The organism is uncultured Gemella sp. (assembly GCF_963525875.1).
GTDB lineage: Bacteria > Bacillota > Bacilli > Staphylococcales > Gemellaceae > Gemella.
On the sequence record NZ_CAURMG010000010.1, the window covers coordinates 1 to 21,013 of the forward strand.

The following is a 21,013-nucleotide window of genomic DNA, read 5'->3' on the forward strand; positions in this document are numbered from 1 at the left end:
TTCATCAATGTTCTAAATAAATCTTTCTTTTCTTGTTCCGTTTCTGGTATTTCTACTTCTGAATTTAGTGTTTTTATTAAAAAATCTAGTTTTTCCATGTTGTTCTCACTTATATTATAATTTAATCAATAATATAATACTACTTTATAGATAAAGTATCAACTAAAAGTTTTGAAATCCCGCTCTCCATCCTTTAATTTTCCAAACTATACTAAAGTGTGATAAAATAGAAACTAATTAAAAAATATAGTTATGGCGGAGGTAGAATGAAATATTTAACTAGTGAAGAAGTAACTAAAGCGAAAAAAAATATTAGTGAAATAAAACCTTATAAGACTACTAAAGAGATTATCTTTTCTAATATTTTCACTTTTTTCAATGCTATGAACTTAGTCTTAGCAGCATTTATAGCTACAACACTTAGATTTGAAAATATGTTGTTTTTAGGTGTAATCACTATAAATACTGCAATTGGTATTTTTCAAGAAGTTCGTTCGAAAAATGCCCTTGAAAAGTTGAGTTTGCTAGGTAGAAGTAAATACCGAGTAAACCGTGATAATAAAATAATAAATATAGATTCTGAAGAAATCGTCCTTGGAGAATATCTACACTTAAATCTCGGAGATCAGATTCCTGTTGATGCCCAAATCATCGAAGGTAGTATCGAGGTTGATGAATCACTATTAACTGGTGAAAGTGACAATATCTTTAAGACTACTGGTGATAAAGTAATGAGCGGTAGTAACGTAGTTAGTGGTAGTTGTTTAGTGCGAGCTATTGCTGTTGGAGAGGATAGCTATATTAATAAGCTTGCTAAAAGTACTAAAGAATTTAAAAAATATCCATCTAAACTTCGTGACTATATGGATAAAATCTTAAAAGTTATATCTATTCTATTAGTTCCTGTCGCAATTATGCTGTATATGCGTGGTGCTAGTCTTGGTCGTGGTTATGTAGAAATAGTCTTGCGAAGTGCTGGGGCTTTAGTAGGTATGATTCCAGAAGGTTTGATCCTTCTTGTCAGCGTCTCTCTTGCGGTTGCTGCGATGAAACTTGCTAAAAAGAAAGTTTTAGTTCAAGAATTATACTGCGTGGAAACCCTTGCCAGAGTAGATGTCCTTTGTTTCGATAAAACAGGAACTATCACTACAGGTAATATGAATGTTGTAGAAATTGATGATGAAGTTGCAGAAAAATTATCAAGTTACCTTGCATATTTCAATGATGAAAATGCAACATCTAGAGCTTTAAAGAATCATCTAACGTGTAAAAAACAATGGGATGTCGAAGAATTAGGAGCCTTTTCTAGTAAAAATAAATATTCATTTATAAAACTGCAAAACGGTGGAACATACTTCTTCGGTGCATATGAATTTTTAGGCTTCTCTATTGAAATGGATAAGTATTACGAGAATCTAAAAAAAGAGGGTTATCGAATATTATCATTAGCCTATACTGAAGATAGTACAAATGTTCCTACTAATATGAAACTTGTAGGACATGTAGTTCTATCAGATGAAATAAAAGAAAACACAAAAGAAACATTCAAATACTTCGAATCACAAGGTGTTGAAGTGAAAATAATCAGTGGAGATAATCATATAGCCGTGTACGGTGTTGCTAAAAAAGCTGGTTTCAAAGAAGATGCTAAGGCTATCGATATGACTAAAGTGACTGAAGAGGACTTTGAAAAAACTATTCTTGAGAATGACATTTTCGGACGTGTTACCCCTGAACAAAAACAGAAAATGGTAGCCGTATTACAAAAAGCTGGAAAGACTGTTGCAATGAGCGGTGACGGTGTTAACGATGTTCTTGCCCTTAAAAAAGCTGATATTAGTTTTGCGATGAATGGTGCTACTAGTGCTGCAAAAAGCGTATCTAATATCGTATTTTTAACAGATGACTTCGGAGTATTCTACGATATACTTATGGAAGGTCGTCGTGTTATTAATAACATTCAAAAGGTAGCTTCACTATTCCTAACAAAAACATTCTTCTCGATTATCTTCTCAATACTTAGTGTGATCTTCGCCCTGGAGTTTGCATTTATACCGATTCAATTTACGATAATTTCAGCGATAACAATCGGTATTCCATCATTCTTCCTAACTTTTGAAGCGAATAAGGAGAAAGTAAGCAGTAACTTCATGAAAGACATACTAAAAAATGCTACAATCGGTGGTGGTATTTTAGTAGCTACAGTACTACTGACAAACTTTACCATTACAGACAATTCACAAGTGAAATTCATCTGTTTCCTTCTTGCGTTAATAAATGGATTATGCATGGTTGCGAAGGTCAGCCTACCTCTTAACAAATATAAAGTTGCACTACTCTCTATGTTAAGTATCGCTACAATTATAGGTGTGGGAGTTAATATATTTATCTTGAAAAATTACTTTACACCATTGGTATTTTCTCAAGTGATTTATATAATTATTCTCGGGCTATTAATCTCAACAGTCCACTTCTTTACGAGAAGAAAAGCAAGATAAAGAATAAAAATTTATCACTCATTTATCGCTCATTTATCGCTCACTTTCGAATGTGAACATCGTCTAAACATTACTATAATAACACTTCAAAAGAGTACAACAAAACCCTGAATTTGGTTAATTTCAAATCCAGGGTTTTCTTTTATTCTTCGTTAGAAGGTTTTTCTTTTGATTCTTCGTCTTCTAGGTCTTTTTCTTCAACCTTTTCAACTTTATCTTCTTCGTTTTTAGCCTCTTCTTGAGCTTTTTTCTCAGCTTCTTCTTTGGCTTTACGAGCTTGTTCTTCGTAATATTTCTTATTAACTACTTTATCCAGTTGTTCTGCTTCTCTTTCGTCTAGGTCTTTTGGCATTTTTCCAAATTGGTAAAGAGCAACAATTTCTTTTCTATCGATTGTTTCAACTTCGATAAGTGTTTGTGCAATAAGTTCTAATTGTTCTCTGTGAGTTTCAATAATGTGAAGAACTTTAGCGTAACATTCGTTAATAATTTTACGAACTTCGTTATCGATTTCTTTCAGCATTTCTTCTGAGTAGTTACCGATACTTGAAAGTTGACGTCCACCATATGGATCGTGGAATGGAGCTTGCATTGGTCCTACAGCATCACTCATACCGTATTCTGTAACCATCGCACGAGCAATAGCTGTTACTCGTTCGAAGTCATTGTGAGCTCCTGTAGATACTTCGTTAAAGAAGATTTGCTCTGCAGCACGTCCACCAAGTAATCCACAGATTTTGTCGATTAAATCTGTACGAGTTTGGAAGTATTTTTCTTCTTCCGGAATCATAAGGTTATATCCACCAGCATCACCACGTGGGATAATAGTAACTTTTTGTACTTTATCAGCACTATCAAGTACCATACCTACGATTGCGTGACCTGCTTCGTGGTAAGCTACTAGACGTTTTTCTTTTGGAGTGTATACTCTACTACGTTTAGCTGGACCACCGATTACTCTGTCCATAGCTTCATCTAGATCTTCTTTATCGATACTAGATTTATTTTCACGAGCTGCTAATAATGCCGCTTCGTTAAGGATGTTAGCAAGATCCGCACCAGAGAATCCTGGAGTTTTTTCTGCTAATGAACGAAGGTCAACACCTTTAGCAAGTGGTTTGTTTTTAGCGTGTACTTTAAGAATAGCTTCACGACCTTTTACATCAGGTGTAGAAACTTTAATTTGTCTGTCGAAACGACCTGGTCTTCTAAGGGCGTTATCTAATACGTCAGCACGGTTAGTAGCTGCAATTACGATAATACCTTTTTCACCATCGAATCCATCCATTTCAACAAGAAGTTGGTTAAGAGTTTGTTCACGTTCGTCATTTCCTCCACCTACTCCGCTTCCACGTTTACGTCCTACAGCATCAATCTCATCGATGAAAATGATACATGGCGCATTCTTTTCAGCTTCTTTGAATAGGTCACGAACACGACTTGCCCCAACCCCTACGAACATCTCAACGAAATCAGATCCTGAGATTGAGAAGAATGGTACTTTTGCCTCACCAGCTACAGCACGAGCTAGTAAAGTTTTACCAGTCCCTGGAGGCCCCTCTAGTAGGACACCTTTAGGGATTCTAGCACCCATCTTAGTGAATTTACGGTGATCTTTTAAGAACTCAACCATTTCAGCAAGTTCTTGTTTTTCTTCATCAGCTCCAGCTACATCATCAAATGTAACTTTCGCTTCTCCACCATCGATTTTTTTAGCTTTAGATTTTTGGAAGCTCATTACTTTGCCTCCACCGCCACCTTGCATTTGTGTCATAAAGAAAACTAAAACACCCATAAACAAGATAAGTGGAATAATCTGACCTAAGAATGATAGAATTGCTCCAGTTTTTTCAGCTGGTTTATATTCTACTACACTTAATTTTCCATCTTTAGCTTTTTCATTAATTTGTTTTTGTACTTCAGAATCAGATGCTGCAACTACACTCTCGAAGTTCTTATTACCATCTGTGTAAGTACCTTTAATATTGTAGTTCTCATCTTTTCTTTGTAGACTTATTTCTTTAACCTTGTCGTCTTTAATAGTTTGAACAAGCTTAGCATAGTCTATTTTTTCAGTTGTCCCAGGTAAGTCTTGCTGCCAATATGCAAATAATCCAATCGCGATTGCGATTAATGCAAGCATACCAAGGATAGGGTTTTGTCTTTTTTTATTATTCATATAGACAATCTTCCTCCTATCATATTTCTAAACATAATTTATTTTATCATATTTAACTAAAGTTTGACTAATATTTTGACCTTTTTTGATTAAAATATTATTATGAGTAAATCTCTTCTTTTAGAACACCGATATAAGGTAAGTTTCTATATCTCTCATCATAGTCTAAACCAAATCCTACTAAGAATTCATTTGGTGAAACCATACCGATGTAATCTGCCTCAACATCAACTACACGAGTTTCTGGTTTATCTACTAATGAAGCACACGCTACAGAAGCTACTTTTCTTTCTTTTAAGTTCTCAATAAGTGCCTTAAGAGTTCTTCCTGTATCTACAATATCTTCAACGATAATTACGTGACGTCCTTCAATATCCATTCCGCAATCTTTTTTGATTTTGATTACACCAGAAGATTCAGTTCCTCCGTGATAACTAGATACATCCATAAAGTCAGTAACTACGTGAATGTCAATATGTTTTAAAAGTTCTGCCATAAAAGGTAATCCCCCTTTTAATGTACAAATTAGAACAGGGCATTTATCTTTATAATCCTCTTCAATTTGTTTAGCAATTCTTTTACTAGCAACTACGATTTCCTCGTGTGTAAATAGAACTTTCTTGATATCTTTTAATAAATTTTCCACTGTTTTATCCTTTCGTGTTTATGTAATAATCATATTTTTTATTTTTATTGATTTTAGTATTTATTCCTAAAACTCCTAAAATCCCATCTTTGTTGCGAATTACTGGAAGAGTATCCCTGAGTTCTTTGGGAATCTTTTCATCAATAAATAGGCGTGAAAGTTTTTTACTAACCTTACCTCTTTGAATTCTATCACCATTCCTCTTGGTCGTAACTATCAAGGGCAAATCTTCTTTATTAAATCCAACCTCCGATGAGTTGTTAGTTGTTGTTATTAGAAAATTACTCTGATGAAATGTATAAACTTTAGTAATATCCACTTCATCTATTATTAACTCTATCTTATCATTATAACATTTTTTTTTGATTTTATGAACATAAATACTATTATATTCGCTAATAATTTTTAAATTATTTTTCAAATCATAACTTTTATTGTTATTTCTACTTTTCAGGTCTTCTATTATTGTAAAAAGTGCCCTTTGTTTCACATCAAAAATACCAAAATTATTTGCTAATATGTCTCTTAACAAGAAATAAATCTCTTCTTTGGTATTTTTCAATAATTTTTTCTTATCTAATTCAACTTTATCTTCTTCTTTAGAAATAACATAATCAGCTTTGTTTTCTAATACTTTATTTCTTAATTCAGTATTAACGTTTTGATAATAACTAGAAAAATTGATTAAATTATCAAAACTCGCTGTATTTACATCGTTCAACAACGGTACAATATTGTGCCTTATATTATTTCTTGTATAATCAGTATCAAAGTTTGTTGAATCTACATAGTATTTTAAGTCATTTTTATCGGCATATTGCTCAAGGTCTATTTTTAATACATTTAGTAATGGTCGATAAACTTCTAAGTTTCCTATAGTTGTCTTCTCTTCTATTATCAAGTTATAATCCATACTGCGTCCACTAAGGAGTCTCATAAGTATATTTTCTACCTGATCATTTTTATGGTGAGCAGTTATTAACCTCACAACACCTTCTAACGAAGACATTTCCTCAAAAGCTTCATAACGGAGTTTTCTTGCGAGCATCTCCTCTGAGGTATGACTATCTCTTTCTAAATCATTCATATTTAGCTCTTTTTTGTAGAACTTGACATTATAGTTTTTGACGAAGTTTTCTACAAACTCAGCTTCTTCATAAGACTGCTCTCTTAGACCATGGTTTATGTGGAACACCACTAATTCTTTATAACTTTCTGTATACTTTGTAACAAGCAGATGAAACAAAACTATAGAATCCACTCCTCCTGACAGACCTAGTGCTATTTTATCAGTTTTTTGCCATAAAACATTAATGTCCATCTAGATAACCTCTCTCTTGAAGTTCTTTTTTTATTTTTTTTAGCTTACCTTCTGCTTGCTTTGTCGTCGTAAGTATATCTTCTAGTAATCCTTCTGGCGCTGGAGGAATTTCTTTTTTCTCTTCTTTCTCCTCAGATAACTCGGTAATATTACTCTTCTTACCTTTCCCTACAGAAATCTTCATATTCCCTATGAATTGAAGTTTTTTCAAGTCTTTTAAAGTTTTCGTCTCCTGTTTAGGCTCCTCTTTTTCTTCCTGCACTTCTTGTTTTTTCTGAACTTCAGGTTGTCCTTTAACTTCTTTTTTCTCAGGTGCTTTTGGTTTGTTTTTCTTTTTACTATGTTTTTCTTTCGAGTTATTCTCTGCTTTTTTCTTTTCACCCTCAGCTTGCTTTAACTCTTTTTGTGTTAAAATCACTAAAGAATCCTTCGTACTTTTCTCCTCAGCTTTAATTATAAAACCAACAGAAAAAATCTCTTCTAGCTTCTTCTTTTTACCTATAAACATATTTTCCTTTGGTAAAAATGCATCTTTACCATTTTCTAGTTTTATATACAGCCCTTTACTTTCAACCTTTGTTACCTTACCTGAAACTTTACTCATTCAATCACCTCGCTATCAATATAGATGTAAACTATATAATCTTAATAGTTTAAACCTCGTAAATCATTCCTATTTGTTTCACTTAAATATTATACCACACTCTATTCATCTATTGAAATATCAAAGATAATTCAAGGTAATAATATACCAATAACCAAATCCCGACAACTAAAAAATGCCAACTTCAAAAATTTACTCTTTTGAAATCAGCACTTAATCATTATATCTTCTTTTAAGTAATGTTATGTTAACTATCTCTACAAATAACATCACTAACCTTTATTATATCATAAAAACAATGATTTTATCAGTCTTTTATTTTTTAATATTTTGTGTTATGTTAAAAATACCAAAGGTATATGTTTCATATCATATATTCTTATCTATAGTAAACACGCAATACGCTATTTCAGGGAGGTTACTATGTTAAACGCGGAAAAAATCAAAAAAAGATATTACATATTTCTAGTATTTTATTTTTTATTTGGTACTACAATCTATTTCTTATTTGATAATGTAGTTAATCCAAACTCTATACAACAATACAAAATCATATTATTTGTGCTCGAAGTTGTTTATTTTGATTTACCTATAGTGTTAGCGTTGGTTATAAATAACTATATAGATAAAAAAACTAAAAACGTAGAAAAATAAAAAATAACACTCTCTAAAACTTGCTAGCGAATGATTCAATAAAATCTTGTTTTTTAAAAATCAAGATTTTCGCATTATTCCTATAGCTAAAAAGGCGACTCAAAATTACTTTTGAATCGCCCTTCTTTTTTTATCCATTATAACAATTTATTATTTCAAATAACTTGCTACGTATTTCTTCATTTGTTGAATGTCCTAGCATTGATTTTAATTCATTTAATTTTTTATCTAATTCATCTACATCAATGTCTAAAGTTGTATTTTTATAGATCATTTGATTATCAGTTTTCTCACTGCTTTCGTAATCAAGTGATAACTCTTCATACATTTTCTCACCAGGTCTTAGACCAATTTCTTCGATATCAATATCTTTATACGGTTCTAATCCTGATAGTTTGATTAAGTTTGTCGCAAGATCTATTATTTTTACGGGTTCTCCCATGTCTAATAGGAAAATCTCCCCTTCACTTGCGTAATACCCAGCTTGTAGTACTAATTGTGCCGCTTCTGGAATCGTCATGAAGTAACGAATAATATTTCTATGCGTGATTGTGATAGGTCCACCTTTTTTAATCTGTTCTTTAAAGATAGGAATAACAGAACCATTTGAACCTAATACATTACCGAATCTAACCGCAGCAAATTTCGTTTTGTACTTATTACCTTTTGATTGTAAAATAATCTCTGTTAAACGTTTTGAAGCACCCATAGCATTCGTAGGATTTACCGCCTTGTCAGTAGAAATCATAATAAATCTTTCTACTTCTTTTTCAATCGCTACATCCATAACATTTTTTGTCCCAAAGACATTATTTTTTATCGCTTCTTGTGGACGACGTTCCATTAGCGGTACATGTTTATGTGCTGCTGCATGGAACACTACGCTCGGTTTATATTTATCAAACACCTCAGCTAGAGCCTCTTTTTCACGAATACTTACTATTTCAGAAATATAATTTATATCCTCGTATTCCTTACTATGTGATTTTTCAAAATCTAAATCACGTTCTAACATGTACAAGGCATTTTCATTAACATCAACTAAAACAAGTTGACTAGGTTTGAATTTGAATATTTCTCTTACAATCTGGCTTCCAATCGAACCACCAGCACCTGTAACAAGGATACTCTTTCCTTTAATATAAGAACGAATCTCTCCTTGAGAAAGTTTCACCTCTCCACGTCCTAATAAATCCTCAATCGATACATCTTTCAAGTGTTTAGAAATACTCTCTCCATCTTCTACAGCAACACCAGAACTCATTACCTTAACAGTAACATTTGCTTCCTTCAAAACATTTAATATTCTATTTTTATTATAAGCACTAATCGAAGGAATAGCTAAAAAAACTTGTTCTACTTCATATTTTGGAATAAGTTTTAGTATTTCATAAGTTGTTCCAACTACCGTAACCCCGCTGATTACAGAATTTTTTCGATTATCATCTATAAGACCAACTACATTAGCTCGGAAAATATTATTTTTTGATAGTTCTTTTAATAATATATATCCCGCATCTCCTGCACCGATTATGAATGTATTTTTATAAGTACTAACTCCATACTTACCAGCTTCTCTTTCACGTAAGGCACGATATAACATTCTTGTAAACATCATCCCCGCTATTATTAATAACGGTGAAAAAATTGCAAACCTAACATTTGAGAATGTATCTGGCAACATATACTGGTATAAAATACTAGTAATCAAATCCCCTAGAACTACAGAAATACAAATATTAACTATCTCTGTTACTCCTAGATATGACCATAGAGATTTATTAGTACCGAATAAATAAAAACTGACTATATATATAACAAGTGAAATCACTAGAAATTCAAATATTTCTGTATAGTGTCCATTTAGCATAGCGAATGGATCTGATGCCTTACCTAAAAATATCGATGCTATTATCCCTAATGCTACTATAAATAAATCCAATAACATTATAAGTTTAAATCTGTGATTTATATAAATTTTTGATGAAAATAATCTATTCATAACATCTCCTGAAAATTTATTAAAAACTACGGGGCTGACCTAACAGGTCAATCCCATATAAAATTTAAATAACAATACTTCATGTAACAATCCATAAGCAATAAAAGTGTCTTTTGGGATTGTAAAATTACCTAATAAATCCTATAGGGAAACTTTAAAAATAAAATTATATAAAATTAAACTTTAAAGTCTCCCTTACTACTCATCCAGATATTTTAAAGTAATCTATAACCAAAATATCCCGTAACTGCTATTATAATAAGTAATATTACAATACTAACTTTCCTTGTTTCTTTGATTACTTTTATCTCCACTATTTTTTGAACTATTAATATCGTTATCGCTACAAAAATTGCAGTTGTTTTTACTCTCTGATTTTCTATAAAAATAGTTCCTATTATTATAGCCAAACTAAAAACCGTTATAAGCATATTAATAGCCAAAAATATCAATTTTTTATCTGTCATAATTATTTTTTCCTTATCTTAATTGTTACTTTAACAATCGGCGTATCCGTCGCTATTCGAATGTTTTCTTTTGGATAAATCTTCAGATTACTACGCTCTTCTGTTTCCTCTTTAATATCACTCAAATCAACATCAACGAACATTTCACTTATTTTTGCAAGATTATCAGCATCCTCCGCTCTAATCGTTACTTTTGTAACATCGGCAGTAGCACTGACAAGCTCAAATCCTGGAGGTAAACTACCTATAGTGTTTACTTCTAACGGAACTTCTTTTTCAATATTCTTTAATTCGATACTCATAACAGTTGAATTCGGTTCTATTTGAATATCTTCTATCTTGTTATAATCACTGTCATAAGCAACCAATTTAGCTTCTTCTCTAGTATTTCTATTAATTTTTGTACGTGTATCACTTTCAGCACGAACTTCATTAATTCTATTAAGGCTCTCAATCGCCCCAGAAATCTTAACAGTTTCATTAGTTACACTAAGTTTCTCGACTTCGTATCCTATTAATAGTCTTTCTTTCTTAACTACAGGAGTCACTCTAAATTCTTTTGTCGCTTTTTCTCTTATAGAAATAGTTATTGTAGAAGGTTCTGCTGTGCCATCAACACCTCTTTCTAAACCTTCAATCTCTATTCTAACTTTTTGATCATCACCAATCTGAGCATTTTTTAAATTTAGTCTAGCTTTGAAATTCTTTGCGATACTTTCCTTTTGAACTTTTGTCTGCGTTCCTGATAATTTCACAGAAATAGTATTAGGAATACCTACAACATAAAGCTTATCTCTATCATATTCAACTTCTAATGGTACATCACTCACCCATGCAGTGGCATTATCGCTATTATTTCCACCTAAAACTGAGAAGTTTTTGAAATTTTCATTAACAGATATAAATAATAATATCGCTATTAAAAATGATATTAACTTTAACTTATTATTTTCTTTTAGTTTCATAATATCACCTCTTATTTAATAATTCTTTCTTGTTGTTGCCAATTTTTAGTCAGATATTTAGTTAAAGCCTCAGTTGAATAATCAGAAGTTAACACACCATTTTGGCAAACACTGATTTTCCCAGTTTCTTCTGAAACAGCAATAACGATAGCATCTGTCAACTCCGATAACCCTAAAGCTGCACGGTGTCGTGTTCCATAACTACTCGCAATTGATCTATTATCTGATAAAGGAAGCACACAACTGGCTGCACGAATTTTATTTTTATCTATTATCATTGCTCCATCATGCAGTGGTGTATTAGGAATAAATATATTAATTATAAGTTCATTCGTTACCTCAGCATTAACAGTGATACCACTTTCTACATACTCATCAAGCCCAGTGTTATTTTCTAAAACAATAAGAGCCCCTATTCTTCGACGAGCCATGTGTCTTGATGATTCAACAACAGATTTAATAATTTGTTCTGTAGAATCTTTTTCAACATCCTTATAATTAATATTGAAGATATTAGACAGCTGTACCCTTCCTATATACTCAAGAGCTCGTCTTAATTCTGGTTGGAATATAATCATTATCCCTAACACTCCCCAAGTCACTACTTGTTCAAAAATGTACGTCATCGTTTTAAATCCGATAAAATTAAAGAATATTTTTAAACCTATAACAATTAAAATACCTTTAATAAGTTGCATACCACGAGTACCTTGCAGTAGACTTAATAGTTTATAAACTAATAACCACACTAATAATATATCCAATAAATGAATAATCAGCGTCAGTGTACTTACTCCTGATAAGTATTCAGCTATCATAAAAAATCTCCTTCCTTAGATTAATAATGTCGTTGCAATACACAATAATCGACATTTTGTGAGTACAATATTCCACTTTCAATTATATCATAAAATACAGGTACTGTGCTATTTTTTTTATAAAAGAAAAGGGGAGTGACTCAAAAATCGTGATTTCGTAGAAAAATCGATTTTGTCGAGTCACCCCCACAAAGTCTATTAGATATCTAAAAAGCTTTTATAAAGCGTATTTAGATATCAATAAACCACTACGGCTATGAGTTCTCATATACACTTTGTTAAAATTTAGGGCTTTTTGATCATCCTCTCAAAATATCTTCTATAATTTCTAGAATATAATACATTAAGTATCGTCTACAAAAATTATGTTAAACAACATAGACATTAAAACTCGTACCTACAAATCGTATTAATACCTAACTAGTCAACTTTACTTACATATACAAAGTCTGTAGGTGGTACAGTACCTTTTCCTATATCTGGTTGACCCGCAGTTATTAGTATAGAATCACCAACTTCAGCTAGCCCAATTTCTTTAGAATATGCAGAAGCATTACTTAACATCTCTTCCATACTCAACATTTTAAGTTCAATATACGGTACTATTCCTCTAGTAATAATTAATTTTCTAGCACTTTCTCTATCAGGTAAAACCGCTAGCACAGGTACATTTGGACGGTACCTCGCGATGAAACGAGCTGTTGTTCCTGATTTTGTATAAGTTACAATATTTTTTACATCAACTGCTTCTAAAAGATGTTTTGTCGTCATAGAGACAGCGTGAGAGATACTCATTTTATATCCTTCCACTTCAAATCTTTCAGCATCAACAGCATTATTTTTTTCAACAGTTCTTATAGTTCTATCTAATGTTTCTAACGCTTCACATGGATAATCACCAATCGCAGTCTCCTCTATTAACATTACCGCATCAACACCATCAAAAATTGCATTCGCAACATCAGACACTTCGGCTCTAGTCGGTCTTGGATTGTAAACCATAGAGTATAACATTTGAGTAGTTAAAATAACTACTTTCGCAGCTTCATTAGCTCTTCTTACTATTTCCTTTTGAATTCCAGGTAAATCTTCATAGGAAATATCTACACCAAGTTCGTCACGATTAATCATAATCGCATCCGCAATTTCTAGTATTCCATCAAGATTGTCATAACCGTCTTTACAATCTATCTTAACAATAATCCCTATATTTTTTCCATGCGACTTAATAAGCTCTTTCACCTTCGTAATCTCTTCTAGGTTCCCAACAAAAGGACACGCAACGAAATCTACATCATTTACGCAGGCAAAGTTTACATTCTCCTCATCTATTCTTATAAGTTTATACTTATTTTTTGCATAAATATGATCCACATCATAAATTATAGCTAAATCTCTCCCCACTTCTTCTCTTAGAGATTTAACCTTCTCTATTCTTTCAACATTTTGTTCATTACTCCCATAGTAAGAATCTATCAATACAGCATCTGCTGCACCTTCCACTATTTTTCGTAACACTTTATCTGTAGCATCACCTATAGTAGCTATTATTTTAGAATTTCTAATCATAACTCTTCACCTATCCATATCTTTATTTCACATTTTATTATAGCACAGCAAATTATAACATACTATACTATACTTATTACATCAGTTTTAACCTATATTATTAAGTAAATAAATATTATTATTAAATACAAAGCACTCAATCATATCAAATCTCATTAATTTAGGCAAATTCAATTCTTATTAACACATTAATTTAATATAAACTATAAAAATATAACTACATATATCGTTTTCAAAAACAGTTCCATTTTATTAAATAAAAGAAAAATTCTTACCCTAATTGTAAGGTTTTTTCCTACAAAACAGCTTACGTTTGTAGTTGTTTTTTATCGACAATTGTGAAAAATATTTATAAAGTTTATTTGACTATAAGTGTTATTTAAAGAATAATAGTGGCACTTCTAAAATTAAAACTATAAAAAATAATATTATATAAAAAACTATTGACAATCTCCCTTTCTGTAGTATATAATTTAACATGCTGATATAATACATAGTTTTCAGTTATTAAAATTATATATAAATAATAATTTAGGAGGAACATTTTTTATGTTATCATTTTTAAAACCTAAAGCTAAATCACATACAGTTCCTGCCGATAAAATTATGCCAACTTATAAGAAATTAAGATTTATTTCTTTCCTTGGGGTATTCCTTGGATATATGGCATTCTATATTGTTAGAAATAACATCAGTTTATCGAGTAGTGACCTTAAAGCATCTTTAGGAATTTCTAAAACTCAAATGGGGGCAATCATGAGTTATATGCTACTTGCATATGGATTAAGTAAAGGATTCATGAGTAGTTTAGCCGATAAAGCTGATCCAAAAAAATATATGGCTCTTGGTCTTTTCCTTTGTGCATCTGTAAACTTAGCACTTGGAGTTAGTCACACTGTATTCTTAGTGTCAATCTTAGTAATATTACTAGGTCTTTTCCAAGGTATGGGAGTTGGACCAGCATTCATCACACTTGCAAGCTGGTATCCTAAAAAAGAACGTGGTCGTATGACTGCTCTTTGGAACATTTCTCACAACGTCGGCGGAGGAATCGTAGCAAGTGTTGTTACATTAGGATTCTTCATCTTTGGTAAAGAACACTGGAAATTAGCATACTACGTATTCCCAGCGATTATCGCTATTATCTTCGTTATCATCATCCTTGTTTTAGTTAAAGGAAAACCAGAAAACGAAGGTTTACCAACAATGGAAGAAATCACTGGTGAAACACACAAAGTAGAAGTAAAACACGTACCAGAAGAAGCTGCAAACTTAAGTGCAGGACAAATTTTCGTAAACTACGTATTAAAAAACAAACACGCTTGGTATGTATCTTTAGTTGATACATTCGTATACTTAATCCGTTTCGGATTAATCTCTTGGCTTCCAATTTACTTATTAGAAACTAAAGGATTCACAAAAGGACAAATGGGTATCGCCTTCACATTATTCGAATGGGCTGCTATTCCATCAACACTTCTTGCTGGATACCTATCTGATAAAGTATTCAAAGGTTACCGTATGCCTCCAGCAATCGGTGCAATGGTTATCATTTTCTTCTGTCTAATCGGATATTGGGAAAGTACTTCTCTAGTATGGGTAATCGTATTTGCCAGCCTTTCTGGATGTCTAATCTACGTACCACAATTCTTAGCATCAGTTCAAACTATGGAAGTTGTTCCATCATTTGCTGTTGGTAACGCAGTTGGTCTAAGAGGATTCATGAGTTACATTGTAGGTGCTTCATTCGGTACTTGGTTCATAGGATTTGTCGTTGACCGTGTAGGATGGTCTGGAGGTCTTTATGTACTTCTTGCATCTGCAGTTCTTTGTATCGTATTCGCAGTACTAAGTCACCGCGGAGCTAAAGAATTAGCACATAAATAATTAACAATTCAAAACATTAAAAAGCACTGAACAAAATCATTCAGTGCTTTTTCTTATAGCTATATTAATCTTCTTACTTACGTGTTATGTAGTTTTCAATATTATAATCTTGTGGATCTAATTCTATATCATTACCTAAAATCATATTAGCAATGCTATACCCAATTATCGGGCCAGTAGTTAAACCAGAAGATCCGAGCCCACTAATTGCATACACATTTCTTAGTGTCGGAACCTCCCCAAAAAATGGAGAATAATCACTAGTATAGGCTCTAATTCCAACGCGTTCATTAATAATTTCTGGATTTTTCAATTCACCTAAAAAGTTTTCCGCTTCTTTACCGAAAGCATCAAGTTGTATTCTATCAACGGTTAAATCAAATCCCATGTCATTTTCATGTGTTGCTCCAACACTGACAACACCATTTTCAAATGGAATAATATCAAGCTCACCCTCGGGCATAATAACTGGATAAAATCCTGTATTTAAGTCAACAATCTTATAATCCCTTAGTTGTCCTTTTTGCGGACGAACATCAACGTCAAACCCAAGTGGTGATAATATATCTTTTAACCACGCACCAGTCGCAAGAACAACAACATCAAATATTTCTCCATTAACGTCATATTTATCTCCAACAACTTTCAAACTAACTTTTTCTTTAACAACATTAGCCTTCGAGGCGGTAAGCAAAGTATTAACGAATCTCTCTCCTTCTACACGTCCACCACCACTCGCATACAATACATCTCCATTGTTATTAAAACTAGGAATGACCTTTTGCACCTCTTCTTTTGAGATTATCTCTAAATCTCCTATCATCGGTGATAGTTCTTTACGACTTTCTGCGAGTTCTTTTAACTCCGGTAGCTTATCTTCATTTTTTTTCAATAGATAAACACCGCATTGTGAATAAAAATCAGTATTATAACCATCACTTTCTAGATCTTTTACTAATTTCAAATAAAAATCAGCACCTAGTCTTGCCATCTTGTACCACGGTTTATTACGCCTTTTAGAAAACCACGGACTTATAATTCCAGCCGACGCTTTAGTAGCTTGACCCAATCCATAATCAAAGACAACTATTTCATTTTTCTGTTCTTTTGACAAATAATAAGCACATGTAGCTCCTACTATTCCCCCGCCTACTACTGCTATTTTCATAAAATACCTCACTTTTGTTTATTAGATCTACTTATTAAAATTATAACTCAAAAAAATTTAAGAGTAAACTTTAACTTTAAAAACATCTCTAGAACCTAACTTTCTCATAAATTAATTTTAAAAATAACTAAATTCTAAATTTCACCTAATCTAATTTTATATGCAATACGGAATTTTTTTCTTTCTGAATTATTTTATAGACTTATACAGCATAACATATTATAATATAACTTAAGTCAAATGACTTTAAAATTATAATTTACAGGAGGTAAACTATGACTGAAATGAAATTAATACCAAGAAATGAAGTCGAAGAGAAATATACTTGGGATATGACTCTTCTATACAAAACTGATGAAGATTTTAAAGCGAGCCTTGAGAATATTAAAAAAGAAATCTTAGATTTTAAGGCTACTTACGAAGGTAAATTAGCTGATTACACTACTTTAGATACTGCTATTAAAAAATACGAAGAACTTTATGAAGAATATTACAAACTATCTCACTATGCGGAATTACCAATGGCAGTGGATAGATTTAATGACAATGTAGTACAAAATGTAACACTTTTTGAAGATGTTTCTACTTTATGGGCGGGGAATTTAAGTTTCTTTGATACTGAACTTGTAGAACTAGATGAACAATTCATTAAAGACTTTGTGGAAAACTATCGTCCTGATTTAGAATACTACTTCGAAAAAATCGTTCAGGAGAAAAAACATACATTATCTAAAGAAGCTGAACAAGTAATCGCAAATTACGAGAGTCTTCCTGGTTACTACAATCTATATGAGGTAACTAAACACGAAGATATGCAATTTGATAGCTTCGAAGCAAAGGGAAAAACTTTCGAAAATAGCTTCGTACTATACGAAAACTTACACGAAATGGACAACGATACTGAAGTGCGCCGCAATGCTGCGAAAAGTTTTTATAAAACATTAAATGCTTATAAAAACACTTCAGCAAATGAGTATATTTCACAAATCAAAAAAGAAAAAATGCTTGCTACAATGCGTGGTTATGATAGTGTTATCGACTACCTATTAGCTGCTCAAGATGGTAACCGCGAACTATATGATCGTCAAATCCGTACTCTTATGACAGATTTAGCACCTCATATTCGACGTTACATTAAGCTACTAGCTCGCGAACACAAAATTGAAGACATGCAATATGCCGATTGTAAAATCAATCTTGATCCAGATTTCGAAGTTGATATGACTATCGATGAATCTCGTTCTTACCTTAAAAAAGCACTTGGTGTACTTGGTGAAGACTACGTTAAAATGATAGATGAAAGTTATGACAAACGTTGGACTGACTTCCCTCAAAATATCGGGAAAAGTACTGGTGGATTCTGCGCAACAGTTCCTAATGTAGCTGGATTTATCCTACTTTCTTGGACAGGTAAAATGAATGAAGTTTTCGTTCTTGCTCATGAACTTGGACATGCATATCACTTTATGAGCACAGGAAAACACCAAACAATGTTAAATAACGATTGCCCACTTTACTTCGTTGAGGCACCATCAACATGTAACGAAGTTATAGTATCTAACTACCTACTAAAAACTAAAACTGATGCTCGTTTCAAACGTTGGGTTATCAGTAATATGATTAGTAGAACATACTTCCACAATATGGTGACACACTACCTAGAAGCAGTATATCAAGATAGAATCTACAAAATGGTAGATAATAATGAAATGCTGACTGCAGATGTTCTTTCTAAAGTGAAACGTGATGTTATGGAGGAATTCTTCGGAAATAGTTTAGTAGTTAATGAAGGTGCAGAGCTTACTTGGATGAGACAACCTCACTACTACATGGGATTATATCCATACACTTACTCTGCAGGATTAACAATCGGTACAGCTATCGCTAATAAGATCGATAACGACAGTTCTTATGCCGATACTTGGTTGAATGTTCTTTCTAAAGGAAGCAGCATGTCAGCTTTAAATCTTTCAAAACTTGCAGGTTGTGATGTAAGTACTGATGAACCACTTAAAGAAGCCATTGCTTATGTTGGTCACCTAGTAGATGAACTTTACAACTTAACAGATGAATTAAATAAATAAAAAGGAGTGACTCGACAAATTCGTGATTTCGGAGAAACAAGATTTTGTCAAGTCACCCTCGCACAGTTTATTAGATATCTAAAAAGCTTTTATAAAGCGAATTTAGATATCAATAAACCACTGCGTCTATGAGTTCTTATATGAACTTTGTTAAATTTTAGGCCTTTTGGGGTAGCCTTTCATCTTATCCTTATATTCTATTTCATTTTATCTAATTTATCAAAACAAGCCTTCTCACATTCAATAACTGCACTACGGAAATTCTTTTCTTCCAAAACTCTTACAGCTTCAATAGTGCTTCCGCTCGGTGAACATACATCATCTTTTAACTTACCTGGATGTTCTTTAGTCTCTAATACCATCTTCGCCGCACCCAAAACAGTATTCCCAGCAAGTCTATAGGCGACATCACGTTTTAAACCATTTAGAACAGCACCATCAGCTAAAGCCTCTATAAATAAATACACATAAGCAGGACCTGAACCGCTCAAAGCTGTTAAAGCAGCCATATCTTTTTCCAATATTTCCTCGGCAACACCTAGATTATTTAGCAAATCTAGTACTAATAATTTCTCAGAGTCATTTACTAACGAATTAAACGTAACCCCTATTACACCATCTCCTACTTTCACTGGTGTATTCGGCATAATTCTAACTATTTTACTCTCTGGAATTACCTTTTCTAAATCTTTTACCTCTACTGCTGCAGCCATAGAAATAATAATCTTATTTTTTAAACTATTTGCCACTTTCTCAAGAATCGTCGCCACTAAATATGGTTTTACTCCCAAAAATACTATATCACTATTTTCTACGACTTCTTCTAAGTTCTTACAGAATACAGTTCCTGTTTCTTCTGCAATATTTTTAGTACTTTTATCAGAAGAGTTTCTTACAAAAATATCGGCACAGCTAACCTTACCACTTCGAAGTAATCCTTCCAATATAGCTTTTCCCATATTCCCAACACCGATAAAACCTAATTTCATACATATTCCTCCTAAATATTTGTCAATATCATTATACCATACTACTTAGACTTATGTTACAACCATGTTATTTCTATCTCAACTATTTTAATATATATTTAACTATGTTATACTTTAACAAGAATCATAATAATCTATTTTATTAAAAGGAGATTTATATGCACAAAAGTTGGGAAGAAATATTTAAAGATTATCCAAAGATTGATGAACTAAATAATCTAATAGAAATAATAAATAAAAAACGTCTAACTACTACGATTTATCCTCCTAAAGAACAAGTTTTTAGAGTTTTTGATTTAGCATTAGAAGATATTAAGGTTGTGATTTTAGGACAAGATCCTTATCATAATCCTAATCAAGCATGTGGACTAAGTTTCTCTGTGAATGATGGAGTTGCCCTACCTAAAAGTTTAATAAATATATATAAAGAACTACACGATGACTTAGGTATTAAACCATCAAAAACAGGTAACCTTGAAAATTGGTTTAAACAAGGAGTCTTTTTACTTAACGCTGTTCTTACAGTCGAAAAAAATTCACCAGCAAGCCATAGTAAAATGGGATGGGAAAATTTCACAGATTACATAATTGAAAATATTTCTGAAAAAAATGAAAATGTAGTCTTTGTTTTATGGGGAAGCTATGCAAGAAGTAAAAACAAACTGATAAATTCTTCGAAACATAAAATTATAGAATCAGCTCACCCAAGTCCACTATCCGCATACCGTGGCTTTTTTGGGAGTAAGGTCTTCTCTCAAATTAACGGTTATTTAGCTGCTTGTAATAAGCGAACTATAGATTTTGAATTAAATATGAAAACTAATGAACAAATTTCATTTTTTTAAAAAACTTAGAAAATTTTAAGTATATTTTAAGTAAGAGGTATATAATAATTATCTGAACAAAAGTAATAATATTTCATTCTTAACGACACTTGTCGTTTCTCCCTTTTAAGTTTGAAATTATTTTTGTTTAAACCAATATTTCGGTTAATTCTTTATGAAATTAACAGATAATAAAACTTTTTAATTTTTTTCATAATGTGGCTTGTCGCTCCCTAGGCAAGCCATTCTCCCTTTTAAAGAGTTGTAAAACTCTTTTGTTATTTGTATATAAGATTAGATATAAACAAGCAAGAAATTGCTTAGAACTTAATTTAGTT

General features: G+C 32.1%; 16 protein-coding genes. 5 read left to right on the forward strand and 11 right to left on the reverse strand.

Translation table 11 applies throughout. From position 1 onward, the window contains the following. Positions 1–266: 266 nt before the first annotated feature. Entirely contained in the window at positions 267–2,498 is a 2,232-nt protein-coding gene (locus tag RWQ73_RS02995; protein WP_314406630.1) for an HAD-IC family P-type ATPase, read from the forward strand. Between the two features lie 142 nt (positions 2,499–2,640). Here the strand turns inward: RWQ73_RS02995 and ftsH are convergent, their stop codons facing one another. The 4 genes from ftsH to RWQ73_RS03015 all read right to left on the reverse strand — a co-directional run bounded on the left by ftsH (position 2,641) and on the right by RWQ73_RS03015 (position 7,248). Beyond that, positions 2,641–4,677 carry an ATP-dependent zinc metalloprotease FtsH gene (ftsH, locus tag RWQ73_RS03000; protein WP_314406631.1) on the reverse strand — a complete coding sequence of 679 codons (2,037 nt, stop codon included), beginning with the start codon at positions 4,675–4,677 and terminating at the stop codon, positions 2,641–2,643. A gap of 100 nt (positions 4,678–4,777) precedes the next feature. Then, a complete protein-coding gene (gene hpt, locus RWQ73_RS03005; RefSeq protein WP_314406632.1) occupies positions 4,778–5,323 on the reverse strand; it encodes a hypoxanthine phosphoribosyltransferase in 546 nt (181 codons plus the stop codon). A gap of 4 nt (positions 5,324–5,327) precedes the next feature. Beyond that, the gene (gene tilS, locus RWQ73_RS03010; RefSeq protein WP_314406633.1) at positions 5,328–6,644 is read right to left on the reverse strand and encodes a tRNA lysidine(34) synthetase TilS; all 1,317 of its coding nucleotides are present in this window, start codon (positions 6,642–6,644) and stop codon (positions 5,328–5,330) included. Beyond that, positions 6,634–7,248, reverse strand: coding sequence for a S1 RNA-binding domain-containing protein (locus RWQ73_RS03015; RefSeq protein ID WP_314406634.1), 615 nt, complete (start codon positions 7,246–7,248; stop codon positions 6,634–6,636). Before RWQ73_RS03015 ends, tilS begins: the two co-directional genes overlap by 11 nt. Before the next feature lie 423 nt (positions 7,249–7,671). Here RWQ73_RS03015 and RWQ73_RS03020 point away from each other — a divergent pair, with 423 nt between their 5' ends. Next, positions 7,672–7,902, forward strand: coding sequence for a hypothetical protein (locus RWQ73_RS03020; protein WP_314406635.1), 231 nt, complete (start codon positions 7,672–7,674; stop codon positions 7,900–7,902). Between the two features lie 130 nt (positions 7,903–8,032). Here RWQ73_RS03020 and RWQ73_RS03025 read toward each other — a convergent pair whose 3' ends face one another. The 5 genes from RWQ73_RS03025 to RWQ73_RS03045 all read right to left on the reverse strand — a co-directional run bounded on the left by RWQ73_RS03025 (position 8,033) and on the right by RWQ73_RS03045 (position 13,723). After that, on the reverse strand, positions 8,033–9,904 hold the full coding sequence (locus tag RWQ73_RS03025) for a nucleoside-diphosphate sugar epimerase/dehydratase (protein WP_314406636.1): 1,872 nt from the start codon (positions 9,902–9,904) through the stop codon (positions 8,033–8,035). A 215-nt stretch (positions 9,905–10,119) separates the two neighbouring features. Next, positions 10,120–10,371, reverse strand: coding sequence for a hypothetical protein (locus tag RWQ73_RS03030; RefSeq protein ID WP_314406637.1), 252 nt, complete (start codon positions 10,369–10,371; stop codon positions 10,120–10,122). A 2-nt stretch (positions 10,372–10,373) separates the two neighbouring features. Next, positions 10,374–11,336, reverse strand: coding sequence for a CdaR family protein (locus RWQ73_RS03035; RefSeq protein ID WP_314085783.1), 963 nt, complete (start codon positions 11,334–11,336; stop codon positions 10,374–10,376). An 11-nt stretch (positions 11,337–11,347) separates the two neighbouring features. Continuing rightward, positions 11,348–12,154, reverse strand: a complete 807-nt coding sequence (gene cdaA / locus RWQ73_RS03040) for a diadenylate cyclase CdaA (protein ID WP_314406638.1) — start codon at positions 12,152–12,154, stop codon at positions 11,348–11,350. Positions 12,155–12,574: 420 nt separating this feature from the next. After that, on the reverse strand, positions 12,575–13,723 hold the full coding sequence (locus tag RWQ73_RS03045) for a pyruvate kinase (protein WP_314406639.1): 1,149 nt from the start codon (positions 13,721–13,723) through the stop codon (positions 12,575–12,577). A gap of 549 nt (positions 13,724–14,272) precedes the next feature. On the opposite strand from RWQ73_RS03045, the gene RWQ73_RS03050 reads away from it, so the two are divergent. Further along, positions 14,273–15,610 (forward strand): MFS transporter, encoded by a 1,338-nt coding sequence (locus tag RWQ73_RS03050; RefSeq protein ID WP_314406640.1) that lies wholly within the window; start codon positions 14,273–14,275, stop codon positions 15,608–15,610. A 73-nt stretch (positions 15,611–15,683) separates the two neighbouring features. Here RWQ73_RS03050 and RWQ73_RS03055 read toward each other — a convergent pair whose 3' ends face one another. Beyond that, positions 15,684–16,778, reverse strand: coding sequence for an FAD-dependent oxidoreductase (locus RWQ73_RS03055; protein ID WP_314406641.1), 1,095 nt, complete (start codon positions 16,776–16,778; stop codon positions 15,684–15,686). Between the two features lie 275 nt (positions 16,779–17,053). Between RWQ73_RS03055 and pepF the strand changes: the two genes are divergently transcribed. Continuing rightward, entirely contained in the window at positions 17,054–18,862 is a 1,809-nt protein-coding gene (pepF, locus tag RWQ73_RS03060; RefSeq protein WP_314406642.1) for an oligoendopeptidase F, read from the forward strand. Positions 18,863–19,059: 197 nt separating this feature from the next. Here pepF and proC read toward each other — a convergent pair whose 3' ends face one another. Further along, entirely contained in the window at positions 19,060–19,851 is a 792-nt protein-coding gene (proC, locus tag RWQ73_RS03065; protein ID WP_314406643.1) for a pyrroline-5-carboxylate reductase, read from the reverse strand. Between the two features lie 158 nt (positions 19,852–20,009). Here proC and RWQ73_RS03070 point away from each other — a divergent pair, with 158 nt between their 5' ends. Next, positions 20,010–20,696: a uracil-DNA glycosylase gene (locus RWQ73_RS03070; RefSeq protein ID WP_314406644.1), complete on the forward strand. Its 687-nt coding sequence runs from the start codon at positions 20,010–20,012 to the stop codon at positions 20,694–20,696. The last annotated feature ends 317 nt before the right edge of the window (positions 20,697–21,013 follow it).

What these genes read in the sequence shown, in the direction of transcription:
- RWQ73_RS02995 (WP_314406630.1), top strand. Translation starts at nt 267, where the DNA reads ATGAAATATTTAACTAGTGAAGAAGTAACTAAAGCGAAAAAAAATATT.
- ftsH (WP_314406631.1), bottom strand. Translation starts at nt 4,677, where the DNA reads ATGAATAATAAAAAAAGACAAAACCCTATCCTTGGTATGCTTGCATTA.
- tilS (WP_314406633.1), bottom strand. Translation starts at nt 6,644, where the DNA reads ATGGACATTAATGTTTTATGGCAAAAAACTGATAAAATAGCACTAGGT.
- RWQ73_RS03015 (WP_314406634.1), bottom strand. Translation starts at nt 7,248, where the DNA reads ATGAGTAAAGTTTCAGGTAAGGTAACAAAGGTTGAAAGTAAAGGGCTG.
- RWQ73_RS03020 (WP_314406635.1), top strand. Translation starts at nt 7,672, where the DNA reads ATGTTAAACGCGGAAAAAATCAAAAAAAGATATTACATATTTCTAGTA.
- RWQ73_RS03025 (WP_314406636.1), bottom strand. Translation starts at nt 9,904, where the DNA reads ATGAATAGATTATTTTCATCAAAAATTTATATAAATCACAGATTTAAA.
- RWQ73_RS03030 (WP_314406637.1), bottom strand. Translation starts at nt 10,371, where the DNA reads ATGACAGATAAAAAATTGATATTTTTGGCTATTAATATGCTTATAACG.
- RWQ73_RS03035 (WP_314085783.1), bottom strand. Translation starts at nt 11,336, where the DNA reads ATGAAACTAAAAGAAAATAATAAGTTAAAGTTAATATCATTTTTAATA.
- cdaA (WP_314406638.1), bottom strand. Translation starts at nt 12,154, where the DNA reads ATGATAGCTGAATACTTATCAGGAGTAAGTACACTGACGCTGATTATT.
- RWQ73_RS03045 (WP_314406639.1), bottom strand. Translation starts at nt 13,723, where the DNA reads ATGATTAGAAATTCTAAAATAATAGCTACTATAGGTGATGCTACAGAT.
- RWQ73_RS03050 (WP_314406640.1), top strand. Translation starts at nt 14,273, where the DNA reads ATGTTATCATTTTTAAAACCTAAAGCTAAATCACATACAGTTCCTGCC.
- RWQ73_RS03055 (WP_314406641.1), bottom strand. Translation starts at nt 16,778, where the DNA reads ATGAAAATAGCAGTAGTAGGCGGGGGAATAGTAGGAGCTACATGTGCT.
- pepF (WP_314406642.1), top strand. Translation starts at nt 17,054, where the DNA reads ATGACTGAAATGAAATTAATACCAAGAAATGAAGTCGAAGAGAAATAT.
- proC (WP_314406643.1), bottom strand. Translation starts at nt 19,851, where the DNA reads ATGAAATTAGGTTTTATCGGTGTTGGGAATATGGGAAAAGCTATATTG.
- RWQ73_RS03070 (WP_314406644.1), top strand. Translation starts at nt 20,010, where the DNA reads ATGCACAAAAGTTGGGAAGAAATATTTAAAGATTATCCAAAGATTGAT.